This window comes from Cytobacillus sp. MT66 (assembly GCF_058792595.1).
This window is the reverse complement of sequence record NZ_JBXAFB010000008.1, coordinates 184,891-197,941: the sequence shown is the minus strand read 5'-3', so window position 1 is coordinate 197,941 and position 13,051 is coordinate 184,891. Positions and strand designations below refer to the sequence as shown.

The 13,051-nt window shown below is 36.0% G+C and carries 13 protein-coding genes; 2 read left to right on the top strand and 11 right to left on the bottom strand.

Annotated features, from left to right (window positions below):
* Window positions 1-9: 9 nt before the first annotated feature.
* From AC1Q59_RS15945 to AC1Q59_RS15900, 10 genes are all read right to left on the bottom strand, one after another.
* Window positions 10-1,263, bottom strand: coding sequence for a restriction endonuclease subunit S (locus AC1Q59_RS15945; RefSeq protein WP_492366839.1), 1,254 nt, complete (start codon window positions 1,261-1,263; stop codon window positions 10-12).
* On the bottom strand, window positions 1,253-2,845 hold the full coding sequence (locus tag AC1Q59_RS15940) for a type I restriction-modification system subunit M (RefSeq protein WP_492366838.1): 1,593 nt from the start codon (window positions 2,843-2,845) through the stop codon (window positions 1,253-1,255). The genes AC1Q59_RS15945 and AC1Q59_RS15940 overlap by 11 nt, the downstream gene beginning before the upstream one ends.
* Window positions 2,846-2,866: 21 nt before the next feature.
* A complete protein-coding gene (locus AC1Q59_RS15935) occupies window positions 2,867-3,433 on the bottom strand; it encodes a restriction endonuclease subunit S (protein WP_492366837.1) in 567 nt (188 codons plus the stop codon).
* Between the two features lie 953 nt (window positions 3,434-4,386).
* Entirely contained in the window at window positions 4,387-4,545 is a 159-nt protein-coding gene (locus AC1Q59_RS15930; RefSeq protein WP_492366836.1) for a hypothetical protein, read from the bottom strand.
* A 126-nt stretch (window positions 4,546-4,671) separates the two neighbouring features.
* Entirely contained in the window at window positions 4,672-6,159 is a 1,488-nt protein-coding gene (locus AC1Q59_RS15925; protein WP_492366835.1) for an FtsK/SpoIIIE domain-containing protein, read from the bottom strand.
* Window positions 6,160-6,225: 66 nt separating this feature from the next.
* The gene (locus AC1Q59_RS15920) at window positions 6,226-6,792 is read right to left on the bottom strand and encodes a hypothetical protein (RefSeq protein ID WP_492366834.1); all 567 of its coding nucleotides are present in this window, start codon (window positions 6,790-6,792) and stop codon (window positions 6,226-6,228) included.
* 254 nt (window positions 6,793-7,046) lie between these two features.
* On the bottom strand, window positions 7,047-7,841 hold the full coding sequence (locus AC1Q59_RS15915; RefSeq protein ID WP_492366833.1) for a hypothetical protein: 795 nt from the start codon (window positions 7,839-7,841) through the stop codon (window positions 7,047-7,049).
* A 194-nt stretch (window positions 7,842-8,035) separates the two neighbouring features.
* Complete coding sequence (locus tag AC1Q59_RS15910; RefSeq protein ID WP_492366832.1) at window positions 8,036-8,551, bottom strand: hypothetical protein; 516 nt, start codon at window positions 8,549-8,551, stop codon at window positions 8,036-8,038.
* A gap of 226 nt (window positions 8,552-8,777) precedes the next feature.
* Entirely contained in the window at window positions 8,778-9,227 is a 450-nt protein-coding gene (locus AC1Q59_RS15905) for a helix-turn-helix domain-containing protein (protein WP_492366831.1), read from the bottom strand.
* Between the two features lie 874 nt (window positions 9,228-10,101).
* The gene (locus AC1Q59_RS15900) at window positions 10,102-10,296 is read right to left on the bottom strand and encodes a hypothetical protein (RefSeq protein WP_492366830.1); all 195 of its coding nucleotides are present in this window, start codon (window positions 10,294-10,296) and stop codon (window positions 10,102-10,104) included.
* A gap of 309 nt (window positions 10,297-10,605) precedes the next feature.
* On the opposite strand from AC1Q59_RS15900, the gene AC1Q59_RS15895 reads away from it, so the two are divergent.
* Together AC1Q59_RS15895 and AC1Q59_RS15890 are read left to right on the top strand one after the other, a co-directional pair.
* Window positions 10,606-11,814, top strand: a complete 1,209-nt coding sequence (locus AC1Q59_RS15895) for a hypothetical protein (RefSeq protein WP_492366829.1) — start codon at window positions 10,606-10,608, stop codon at window positions 11,812-11,814.
* Window positions 11,815-12,363: a hypothetical protein gene (locus tag AC1Q59_RS15890; protein WP_492366828.1), complete on the top strand. Its 549-nt coding sequence runs from the start codon at window positions 11,815-11,817 to the stop codon at window positions 12,361-12,363.
* A 52-nt stretch (window positions 12,364-12,415) separates the two neighbouring features.
* Here AC1Q59_RS15890 and AC1Q59_RS15885 read toward each other — a convergent pair whose 3' ends face one another.
* On the bottom strand, window positions 12,416-13,051 hold the full coding sequence (locus tag AC1Q59_RS15885; RefSeq protein WP_492366827.1) for a hypothetical protein: 636 nt from the start codon (window positions 13,049-13,051) through the stop codon (window positions 12,416-12,418).

The window sequence follows — 13,051 nt, the reverse complement described above, 5'->3', positions numbered from 1 at the left end:
TCTATTTGCTTAAACAAACATTTTTTGTAAGAAAGCTTTTTTTGTTTCTTTTAAGGCTTCTAGTTCGCGTTGGCGAAGAGTGATAGTCTTGTCTAATTGTCTTAGAAATTTGCCTATTTTGGCTTGTTCTACTAATGAAGGGAAAGTACTTTCAAATTTTAGAACGTTCGTAACACTAATTCCAAATACCTTCATCCCCGTACCTGTTCTATAGCCAAACCTCCTGAAAATTGGTGAATAAAATAAATAATAAAGAAACAAAGAATCTACTTGTTTTGATTTTGGCCTTAAAGCAATTGTATGGAGTCCAGAAACTAGCTTATATGGCATATCTATTGTGATTACAGCAGGTGTAGCTATTCCTTGATAATCTTCCGAAGCATCAGCTAATACTAAGTCACCCTTTTCTAGAAGTTCATAGTTTCCAGCTTTAATATTCGGCAGGTTGCTTCCATCATCTATAACATCCGCTACTCTTGTATGGATGTCACCATAATGTATATATTTGTATCCTGTATATTCACTCGTCTCGATATCACGAGATAAAGAATAGGACTTCAATCTATCCACCATTGAATCCAACTTACGCTGTTTCCAATTTCCAGTAAATCCTGGAAAGCGGACCTCAGGTACGGACTCTCCTTCTTTTGGAAACATTTTTTGTAAGAATCCCTGTTTTGTTTGTTTAAGGGCTGTTAGTTCTTGCTGATGGAGAGCGATTGTGTCGTCTAGTTGTTCGAAAAAGCTACCGATTTTAGTTTGTTCTTTAATTGAAGGTATCGGAATAGGCATTTCACGAAATAAAGAATCTTTGATAGCAAATCTGTCTGATCTAGCACCTGAATCTCCATTCAGCTTCATGAATATATGCCAACTATTGGATGAGAAGTATTTTTCTAAATATGTCTTATCAACATCAAATGCACGGAAAACATAATAAAGAGGCGACATTACGCCAGTTCTTCCCAACTTATTTCGGTTAATTGGACCTACTGGAGCAAGGGTAGAAATCCTTGGATTATAAACAAAATCATCTGGACGAACGGTATAATAACCATTTAAATTTTTCTCGTTTGAAATATCCTTATCAAAAAAATCACGTTGATTGATAATTCCAAATTCAGCTGAATTCGTCAATGTTTCGGAGTAAATATTATTTTTATTCTTCTCAGTGACTTTTTCTGAAATTTCACCCAACTTACGCAGTTCCCAATCCCTAGTAAACCCTGGAAACCGAATTTCTGGTGTATGGTTATTTTTCACGGCTAAACACCTCTAATGCACCCTTGATCCATTCAGCATTTTCTTCATCAAACTGTAGTGAAGAAATCATATCATACAGGTTTGATTCTAGTTCGGCTTTTTCTTCTCGAATGTCTTTGATCGTTGACCCAATTGCAGCCATATCAATAGGAGCTTCCTCCTCGAAAGTATCTACGTATCGAGGGATGTTCAAATTGAAATCATTCTCTTTGATTTCATCAAAGGTAGCGACATGGGCATACTTTTCCACAACTTCTCGCTTCTTATATGTTTCGACAATCTTAATAATATTTTCTTTGGAAAGTTTATTTTGATTCTTTCCTTTTACAAATTCATTACTTGCGTCAATAAATAAAACATCACGATTGGTACGATTTTTCTTCAAGATGATGACCGTTGTTGGAATAGATGTCCCAAAGAATAGGTTTGCTGGCATACCAATTACGGCATCAATACTGCCATCTTCTAATAATTTCTTACGAATCACACCTTCTGCAGCCCCACGGAATAGTACCCCATGTGGTAAGACGATGGCCATTGTTCCCGAATCTCTCAAATGATAAAACCCATGTAAAAGAAAAGCAAAGTCTGCTTTTGATTTTGGCGCTAACTTCCCGTAACGATTGAAACGAGAATCATCTAAGAATGTATTATCTGCAGACCATTTTGCAGAGTAGGGTGGATTCATGAGGACTGAATCAAAGGTATAAGGCTCATCAGTCGGCCAGTCTTTGTTCAAAGTATCCCCATTCCGTAATCGCATATCTTCTTTATCAACACCATGTAAGATCAAGTTCATTTTTGCTAGATTATAAGTTGTTGTATTTAATTCTTGTCCATGATACTTTACACTATCTGGATGGTTAATGTATTTTCTAATGTTCAGCATCAAAGAACCTGATCCCATTGTTGGGTCATACACACTAAACAATTTTTTGTCCTCTTGACCAATTGCAGCAATACGAGCCATCATGTCGGATACCTCATGAGGTGTGTAGAATTCCCCTGCTTTCTTACCAGCTTCCGAGGCAAATTGGCCAATCAAGAACTCATAGGCATCCCCAATAACATCGCCATTATGTCCAATCACATCGATATCATTTAGTTTTTTTAGTACCTCTGCAATGGTAATGTTTCGTTGTTGATCATCTGATCCCAGTTTTTTTGATCTCAAATCAACATCATCAAACAATCCATTAAATTGATCATATTTTGTAGACAAATCGATAAAGGCTTTATTTAAGTCATTCAACTGAAACGTGTTTTGTTTTGCTTGACTAGTTAATACATTGAATAAATAATCTGGTTCAATATCATAGCCCAATGTATCCACTAAAGTTTCAATCAAGTCATTTTTTATCGCTTCATCTGCTAATAAATCTTTATATAATTGAGTTTGTTTTGCTTGTGTGTTATATTCTCCTAGCGATTCATCTGCTATTTCAACTACTTTTTCTAATAACCTATCAGATAAGTACTTATAAAATATCAATCCTAATAAGTAGTTTTTGTATTCTGATGCATCCATTTTACTTCGCAAGTTGTCTGCAGCACTAAATAATTTTGAGTTTAATTCAGACATTTTAATTTTCCTCACTTTTTTCTATTGTTGGTCTATTTTATTCAATACTTCTAAATAAAGCTGCTCTTCAAGTTCTGCTTGTTTCTTTGCCAATGCTTGACGCTTTCTCAACAAGAAATAAGCTTTTCCAATCATTTGTTGCTTCTTAATACTTGGTAACTGAATCTCCAACTCTTTTAAAATCGCTGGAGTTAATTTAGGTACAGTACTTCCTTGCATGGAAATTGCCATTTGCTTTTTCATTGAGTAGGATTCATTCAATGCAAAACATAAATAGCTGCTATCCAAATGTTCATCTTCAATAATGAGTTTTGCAAAGTTTTGGTTTATAATCTTCCCTTGGTTTAACCCACTCACTATCCCGGCCTTAGAACTAACAAAGCTAAAAACAACATCTTCAGCTCGGCTCAAATAGCCAACTGTTGGATTTGAACCACTATAAGAACTAGCTTTTGAGTCTAAAAATGCCCCATCTAAATCGTTCATTAAATCCTCGTATGTATAAGCAACTAAAGATAAATCATTTTTCTTATTTCCTCTAGAAAGGTTTCTTCCTGTTTTAACAGTTATAATATCTCCAAGCTTCATATCCCGCCCTCTTCAAAGATGTATTTTTTAAAAATTACTTATTTACAAATAAAATCATATCACCCTAAAAATGTTCTGTAAACAATCATTAGTAATTTTTAAGAATTGCTTGAAACCTTTATTATCGCACCTTTGACGTTGTATACTTAATCATTTTTGAAATTTCAAGACACTTTTTTACACCTCTTTTTGTCAGACTAATATATTAATAGAGAATTAGTATTTTGATATTCAATTTACCCGACCATTAAATTTCTCTTTCCAATAACCCGTTGACATATCAGCAAAATAGCCACACCTGTAGAACTTTAAGTACCATTCTACCACTTAGAACCTCTTACGAGTGCTTGAAGTGGGGGATTCCTAAGTACAGAAGCCTATTGGTTTCTAATTGATTAGGCTACCCTCGTAGTCCCTACGGTTAGAAGTCTTATCGCTTCGTTTCTCAGGTTTTTTCCTGCGTTAACATCTATCGTGATGTGTGCCACAAGGGGGCATTCCCACTCACCACCATTATTTTAAGTGATTTAAAAAAGTAAAAGAGGCCAGATACTGCTGGCTCCCTTTTACTGAAAATAATTAAGGAAGTGAATGGCTAATCCTTAATCGATCTCCAATTCACCCATTTGCATGGTATCTTTCCACTCTTCATTCATTTGGCTATCCTCTTTTGGTTTACCTTCATTAACCTCTACAGGATCTCTTTCATCCACTTGTAACCCATTTTCCGTTGGAACGGTGGTCTTAACAGGAACTTTCGATTGGATATTCTCTTTCTTTTCGTTTTCCTTTTTTTCGTTTCTTTGACTGGTGATTTTGTAACCGGTTGATACGTAGTAATTATTTGTTTTTCCTTTGCTCTTTTTTAGAGGTATCCCCTTTTTCCCCCTATTTTGGTTTGATTCGGTGTAACATAGGTTGCTTAAGCAGATTGTGGTTTATCCAGCCCAAACTCAATGAATGGGATTTGATTTTTGTTTTATCTCACTGGATTCAAAGGCCATTTTAAAATAATCAATTTGTATAGGAAAATATCCGTGTTCTAATAATAAGTTATAATTGTTTTCCCCAATAAGTTTTTTACCTTTTCTTGCTGCAGATCCATATGACATTTCCTCCCCTTTGCATACTCAGTGATTTCACCAAAGCGAATTTCTTAACGTATATAAGGAAAACGCCTTTCTTGTTTGCTACCGTTTAGCCTTAGCACTAATTCAGTGCTCTTTTTTTCGTAACATTTATGGATTTTTCTTTTTTAAATACTTCTCTCTTTCTTCACTAGATAAAATAAGCTGATATCCGGCATTCCTTGTTTTCGGTGCTTCTAACCACTCTTCTTCTACAAGTTGTTGCATTAGTTCTTTTACATCATTCATTCTCATTTTCATTTGTTTTCGAAGGTAAGTTATGCGAGTCTCCCCTGAAAAAGCAATATAGCGTTTCAATTCGTCTAGCGGGCCTTCCATATCGTCCTCTTGTTGTGGTTCAGTATGTTTAGGTAAAGACAAGGGAGCGGGTCCGGATTGATTTTTTCCATAGTCCTCAATAATTTGATCCATTTGTTCTTCTTCTTTGGCAATGAGTGGGCCCTGGAATCGAACAAGCGTCTTCCCTTCCATCAAACTAACTCCATCCCCGTTGCCTAATAAGTTAAACGGAGGATGTTGATCGAGGACTGTTCGGTAATCGTTCCTCCCGCTACACTTAAACACGACTCGACTTGGTAGATTAGCTTTGATTAATCCAGTGACTACATCTACACTTGGCCGTTGGGTCGTGATAATCAAATGGATCCCACAAGCTCTTGCTTTTTGAGCTAAACGGACAATGTTTCCTTCTATCTCTCCTTCCTCATCTTGCATGATAAAATCACTAAATTCATCAATGACAGCTACCACATACGGCATGGGATGCTCTTTTCTTTTCCGATTATATTGAGCAATATTTCGGACTCCTTCTTCCCCTAATTCTTTGTAACGAGTTTCCATGAGCGTAATAAGTGACGATATGAGTCCCTTCGCTTCCTCAACTTCAGTAAACACCTTTACATTACCGAAGAAAGAAAAGCCCGGGAATTCTACCCTCTTCGGATCAATAAGGTACATCATTAACATATGAGAAGGCACCCATAGCAACAAAGACAAAATGAGTTGTAAAAGCCAAATACTTTTCCCGCTCCCAGTGGTGCCAGCTACCAGCAAATGTTTAACCCGAGTCAAATCTTCATAAAGTGGTTCACCGATTTCAGTAGCCCCCACAACAAAAGGCAAAGTTGCTATTTTGGTAAAGTCCAGAAAAGCCTGGATATCGACTAAATTTCGCAAAAAAATACTTTGTCTATGCTGCCGTGGCAGCAAAAGCATACCTGTTCCTTTTTCCTTCCCCTGAAAGATGGATAAATCGGTTATCCCTAATTCAGTTTGCCAATCCGTTCGGATCTTTTGTAAATCTGATAATTTAATTCCTCTTGGTAACCTGATGGTATAGCGGATTAACGTGGGTCCTTGTTGGAACCCAGTGATTTGTAACCCTTCTTCTTTCACTACTCCCAACTTTTCTAAAGCTCCATTTAACTCCTGTTGAAAGACATCTAACAAAAGTGCTTCTTCCCGTAGGTCCCCCCAAGGCAGAAATTGAAAAATCGGAAACAGGCTTTTTGGTTTTAGAGGTTTGGCGGTTTCTTGAATCACTTTTGGTTTGTACTCTCTGGATGAACAGACCATCATTGCAGCTAATTCACTTTGATAAATAAACGGGTGAGCCGGAGATAAAAAAGAAAAGGAATGGTTTCTTCACTTTTCAATTAGCTCTATTTTCCCATTTTTGCAACGGACTCCCCATTGATTTTCCCCATTTGATAGGTTCAAACCATGTAATAAATGATGGATAAAGACCTTTCTTTCCCGCTCTTCCCCTTGGACATATCCTCGAAGGACAAAACGGAAAACAGTTTGTTCTTTCCTACCCTCAAAAGAGGGAATGGATAGGGGAAATCTTTCACCAAAAGAAGCTATTTTCAACTGAAACTTTCGGATAGGTTCAAATCTACTTGGATAACTGATTCCCTGCAAATAATCGTCATACTGCTGTTTTAATTGTGAATTCCACTTTTGTTGTTTATCTTTTTGAAATAATAATTGAATCCATGCCTGTTGTTTCAAGGAATCGATCGCCGACAACCACTGAATGGATTCATCTGGCACAATGGAATAAAAAGCAGGTTTTTTCAAATAAAATTCAAAGGTTTCGAACAGCTGATCAGATAAAATCGTATGTTTCACAGGTATTTCGGATACAGTTTGGATTTGCTGTTTAATTTGCTGAATCTTCCTCTTTTCTTCGCTAAAAAAAATCTCCAATCCTCCTATTTCTCCCTTCAACATCTCCTTTAACCATGTCTGGGCTTCCGCTAGTGTGATGGAGGAAGGTTGGCCATAGAAAAGGTTGGCTGAATCCGAACGCCCCAAAATAGATAGACCTTGACGAAGGATGAGCTCCCCCTCCTTACTTTAGCGTGCTTAGTTTTTCAAAATAGAGCCACAATAACGTTAATGTATTCATCATGATAAAAGCAGTATTAACCAACAATATAAGTTCCATAGGTTTCTCCTTTTTATCCTTTTCGTAGCAATAACGTTCCTAATCTTTTAGCTATCACAGAATATGACTGTTTTGGGGTTGGACCCTGATCAAAAAATTTTCTTACAAAGGCTGGCGGGATAGCGAGCATATACAGCCCCCCTAAGATGACTAGGAGTTTAGCATATAGCCCTTCAATGGAAGTCGGATAAGGTGCTGCAAACATTAATAGCGATAAAATAGTAACAAATACGGAATAGACGATCTGCACTAAAAATAATCCCTTTAATGTTGTCCACCAGGTCTGATGAAGGCCTTTCCACGAGTCAAATAAATACCCGAGCATGGCAAAGGGAGTCAAAATGCCAAGAGAAAGCATTGAAAACCATCTTCGCCCATGATGGAGCATCATAGGAATCAAGAGAGCGATGTAAAGAAGAATAAATAGGAAGTAACCTAAAGCTTCAAATACATCATCAAACAGATAGACAGCAGACCAATCCGGATATGTGGTAGATTGGTGTAAAAGTTGAGTTCCCATATTAAAAATCGTAGTGGTGATATAATTCATCGCTTCCACAGCTTTGATTAATCCAATAGGGGCAAATCCACAAACAGCAATCATGATGGGCAGTCTTGTGATGATGGTTTTAAAAGATGTTCCGCTCCACCCCACAATACGCTTAAACCCTTCTATCATGCTGACAATCGTGACCAATCCCATAGATAAACGAGAAAAGATTCCGACCATACGATAGAAAAACTCATAATCAAAAAGAAAGACAGGAGTATAAACGACCATATTCACCCATTTAAAAATCCAGATCATGAGTTCTTTCATATGGTTTTTTGGCTGAAGTATATCCTCATTTGGCTATTGCTGAAACGAATCGAACCAGGATTTCAAGTTTTGAAAAATATCTGACGCCCCACCTAACATAGATGCTGAACTTTCTAGGGAACACCCTGTTAAAAATAGAGTTGGAATCACCATTACACTTAGAGGGTAAATGCTGCCTCTGTTCAAACGCAGATGGTCCAAAAATTTTGGTAACCTGGGAGCGGGCTTAGCAGGCTTTTGACAATCGTGATTAGAAGCCACACTACTAAAGGGGCGGAGATGACCTGCAAGGTTCCTTTCAGGATCTCCTTTGACCACACTTTCCCTTTCTCTCCCAGTCCTATCATTCTCATGCCCCCAGCTAGCATGAGACAAATGGTTGCTACCCCCGCGACTAATCCTAAACAAATGATTTGTAGGGTTTTGAGAAGAACATCGACTTCGGTTGGAATCGAAGTGAGCTGCGAGGTTTGGGCGAATGTGGGAGTTGCCATCATGAGTAGAGATAGTGATGCGGATGCTGTTTTTAAAAGTAGGGCTTGGTATTTCTTTTTTTGTTTGGGTTTTGCTCTTGTCACCTCCTTTAGATAGGCTTGCAGAAAAAAATGAACTTTCGTTTCAAGGGATTCTAGCGTCTCTTTTCTATTGTTTGAGTGTAAAAATTCAGAAACGGTAAAGGTTTCCTTTTTTTGAAACACGACTTCTCCTCCCTTTGGTGAACGTATGAATGAATACGCTAGTAATCGAAAGCAAGCATAGCATTTGAATAATGAGAATCCCTACCATACAAACCCTTCCTTTTTCATGATTTATCCTACCTTATGTCAAATTAGGCTTGTCTTATTCCATTCAGGCAAAAAAAAATCTTTGTTTAGGTGGAAGAAAACAAAAAAAAGAACCTTTAAGGTTCACTTTTTTGGGGATCTAGTCTTGATCTAGGTTTTCGCGATATAAACAATCTGCAATCGGAGGACAATCCAAGGCAATCCAAATCCGAAGGAAAGAATCTAATGTCATATTTTGATTTTTATTATTTAATATTTGAGAAAGGTTGCTTTCACTTATATCGGTATTCCGATGTATCTGAACAGCTTTAATATTTTTCTGTTCCATAATCTCTTTAAAGCGATTTTTAATCACATATTTCGGCCCATCGAAAAGCAGTGATTTTATATATTTTTTCTCTTTCCCTGATGTCGGTAACATTACATCCAGGTAATCCGCAATGGCCGCCTTAATCACATATTCTACTGGTTTTTCTTCATTGTTCCGTAATGATAAATAACTACTGATTTTAAATAATTTTTCTATGGTATGAGTTTTTAAATGAATGGTAACAGGGATTGTTCCTTCCATATCTTTTGATTGTGACATGTATCTTTTCTCCTTTCGTTGGGCAATATAAGGCAAAAGAGCGAATGGGGTGAAAGAGAGTGGTCCTTTATCGAAAAGACCGTGGAGACCATGCTTCAGACTCAGGTCGGCGCGGTGATGACTTGTAAAGTTTTTACCAGTTGTTGCTGGGTAAAAATCTCTTCCATATAAACATAGAAAAATTTTGCGGTAAATAGAACTCGGAAAGAAGATGACCTTGTAAATTTTTGTTTCAAGGTCATCTTCTTTAGAATAAAAAAGCCAGTGGATTTTTTACACCGGCCTACATTTTTAAAAAGCATTTTGGATATTTAGCCTTTAAATAAAGATATTGATCATATGCATTAAGGCATTTTAATTTACACTTTATTTTTATGGCTTTTATATCTCCTTTTTTGGCTTGTTCCTCAAAACAATGTAATAGGGAAATATAAAACCCCAATATGCCGCGATGCTTTCTAATCCTTTAAGTGTAGGTAATGATCTCACAACAAAAACTCCTTTGTTTATATTTACCTACTATTAGTTCTAAGTAATTATTATTAAATATCCCGTATTAACAAAAAAGGAAAGGTTTAACAAGGCCGTATTTTGAGGATTTTATTCCCTTCGAATCCTCATTCAACCTACATTTAAATTCAGATAAAAACCCAAACTAATTCAGACATTGGTTTGTTATTTTGTTAACCTTCAAAAAAATGTCACTTATTTAACGCTCCCCAATAATTAATTCAATTCATCCCTTTACTCTTAATCTAAAATTATTTTCAACCTCCAATTTTTTCACCATCCCTACTCTCCAATAACACAAAAAAGCCCTTGGAGACGATATATCTGATCTGATTTATTAACAAAATGAAATAATTTTTTTTAATCATTTCTTATTTAGAAGTGAAAAAAGCCGTTTAAATAACCAATTATTTTCATGTAATTCAACTAATTTATATTCAAAACTACCATTTTCTGTTTCTTCAAATACTGCTTTATCTACTGTAATTGCTTTTCCGAAAGATCCGTATGGTTCCATCTTTCCCAACCGTATAACGTTGAATGGTAAGAGTTTCCCCATCTTTCAATTCCCCGTCAGGCTGTACGCCATATAGGAATTATTAATTATTAAAACCATGCTGAAGCATACCAAAACACTAAAAGTCAATTTTAACTGCATGGACAAAGGAACATCCTCCTTTAAATAAAAAACACCCCACCAGTCATAGCGATCATTGATCACTTGGCTAGTGGGGTGTTCTCATCCGTATATTTTCTTATAAATCAAATTATACCTTATATGGACAGAATTGAAAAAATTAGTTTTTTAGATTAATATTAACATAACAGTATATAACATTATATTATGTTTATAAGGAGGTTGGTACCCATGCTTGCTGACTTATTATGGTTTCTTGGTGCAAAACAACAGTATAATATGCAAAAAGCCCAAGGGCTTGCTGGTTTAATTGGAATTCTGTCTGTAGTCTTCTTTGTATGGAAATGGGAAGATTGGTTCTATCCTGCTTTTGATAAAATTGGATTAATTGATATAGCTGAGAATACGGGGTTAGTTAGCGACTTAGATGTACTAACCGTTATTAATGTGATAGCCGTTATTTTCTTTCTATGTCTATTCTTTGCCTGTGCAGCATTTTCTCTAATTTTAGTTGGCTCATTATTGATGTTGCTTGGTTCATCCAAGTTAGGAAAGATACTTTTTATGGTCGCCTTAACTCCTTTGTTTTTAGTGATAGCAGTATTCACTGAAGTTTCAGTGAAGGGATCGTCTATTCATAAAGTGTATAATAAAGATCGAGAGTTGAAGCACCTGTTAAGTAAATATAAAGAATTGGATAACGTTGAAATGTTGTTTAACTTTTATATTCATCAAAGTAAGAGAGAGGATCATACATTTGTTGCTTCAAAGAAGGAAAATTGGAACAATGAGGATAATGCTGAAGCTTTTTTAAATCGATCAGTATCATCCGTAAGACATGACACTAACTGGTTAATTGGTTACCATAAAGCGTTAAAAAAACTATATATTCTTTTTCCCAACCCCCTTCCCCGTATTGGATCGCGAGTATTTGATGATGGGTTCCATGGAGAGGGTCTATATAATTTTCTTACACATTCAAGCAATTCCGTAGATTGGTTGGCACCTGTTCCTCAGGAAAAGGTTGAGTATTTTGTTCCAGCCTTACCTATAGATATTACTTGGAATGATGGAAGGATTCATTTAAATGATGATACCCAACGAAAAATAGAAGCTATAAATATTTACGATTCGATGGACATTTATTATTTAAGGGGCACTGACATTCAGTGTTTTTATCAATCCGTTTTACATTCGAATAATGAGATTCCAACGGTTTTGCACCGTGCTCATATGGCCTATTATCTTCTTCAAATTGCATATAAGGAAGAGGATGAACATAGTACACAAGAAATAAAAGCATTTCTTGAAAGATGTAAAGGTGTGCCGGATGGTGAAACATTCTATCCAATCTATGCTGCTGATGTACAAAATGAAATAATTAACTATGCGAAAAGTGGGGAAACCCGGGCAATACGGTGGTTTAATGAGGTGAATTGATTGAGTCGAAGAAGTCGCTTTAGTGACGAGGAATTATTAGAAATTGCTAAAAAGCATAAGAACTTTTTTACCAGTGTCGGCAAATGGAACACCTATGCAAAGGAACATGGGTTACCGCATCATCAAACCTTTATTCAACGGTTTGGTAGTTGGAATAGTATTAAGGATCTGTTGAATTTAGAAACAAATGAGCAGCATAGACCCTATAAATATGAGGTTTCAGAATTACTGGAAATACTAAAAGAACATAAAGAGGCTTATACAGGTATTTATGCTTGGAATCAATATGCAAAGGAACATCAATTACCGACTCATGGTGTATTTGAAAGAATTCTTGGCATAAAGAAGCTTGATTCCATAACAAATTTTAGTCAAAGTGTTTCAAAGGAAGATTTAAAGAAAATAATTTTAAGCTATTTTCCTAATAAACCGCCTACAGTTAACGAGTGGAAAAGTATATCGAAAGCGAATGAAGTCCCATCCTTTACAACTGTTATCCGAAAGTTTGGATCATGGAATTTAATGAAGGGCTATGTTTATTATCGGTAGGTTGATACGAATAAAATCCCTGCTTCCGGCATTTTGAAGCAGGGATTTTTCTTTAATTACTAGCGATAATGATCTTTTGAATTTCGGATAAAGACGTTTTTATTTGGTAATACTCTCCCTCCCCTTCTTCATTTTGATTCTTTTGCAACTCAAAAGGGATTTTCACTAATGTTTTATCAGTATATTCTAACCGGAATTCTCCCTTATTACTTTCAATCTTAAATTGATCTTTCTCGAATTTATAAGAAAAACGATTAAGCGTTCCTTCCCTTGAAAGTAAATGAATAAAATCTTCAAGTATAGCCACCCTTTGATTATACGATTGACCCGCTTCCCATAAATCCTGTAGGGCTTCACCAGTAAAGGCGCTTGTTAGAAGATCAATATCTTTTTCGACAAGGCTGGTATATAACAATTGCATTGGAAATTCCTTTGGGTTCCCTTCATTCCAATTAACACTAATTTCACTATTAAGTACTGGTTCGTGAAGGTTTCGTTCAACAAATTCCCGCACCTTTAACTCTTCCGATTTTAAATTTTTCACTTCATTAAGAACATCTTTTTCTATAGTAGTTGAATTCGAGAGTTTAATATTTTCCTCTACAAAAAAGAAGAGTAAGAAAGCTACTACCAAGAAAATGAGAAGAGTTAGGGAAATGAGTATCAAATTTGTTTTGGATATGTTCAC

Bases quoted from the DNA above. Each gene is read 5' to 3' on its own strand.
- AC1Q59_RS15905 (WP_492366831.1), bottom strand. From the start codon at position 9,227: ATGTCACAATCAAAAGATATGGAAGGAACAATCCCTGTTACCATTCAT.
- AC1Q59_RS15930 (WP_492366836.1), bottom strand. From the start codon at position 4,545: ATGTCATATGGATCTGCAGCAAGAAAAGGTAAAAAACTTATTGGGGAA.
- AC1Q59_RS15940 (WP_492366838.1), bottom strand. From the start codon at position 2,845: ATGTCTGAATTAAACTCAAAATTATTTAGTGCTGCAGACAACTTGCGA.
- AC1Q59_RS15925 (WP_492366835.1), bottom strand. From the start codon at position 6,159: ATGATGGTCTGTTCATCCAGAGAGTACAAACCAAAAGTGATTCAAGAA.
- AC1Q59_RS15900 (WP_492366830.1), bottom strand. From the start codon at position 10,296: ATGGGGAAACTCTTACCATTCAACGTTATACGGTTGGGAAAGATGGAA.
- AC1Q59_RS15895 (WP_492366829.1), top strand. From the start codon at position 10,606: ATGCTTGCTGACTTATTATGGTTTCTTGGTGCAAAACAACAGTATAAT.
- AC1Q59_RS15935 (WP_492366837.1), bottom strand. From the start codon at position 3,433: ATGAAGCTTGGAGATATTATAACTGTTAAAACAGGAAGAAACCTTTCT.
- AC1Q59_RS15915 (WP_492366833.1), bottom strand. From the start codon at position 7,841: ATGATCTGGATTTTTAAATGGGTGAATATGGTCGTTTATACTCCTGTC.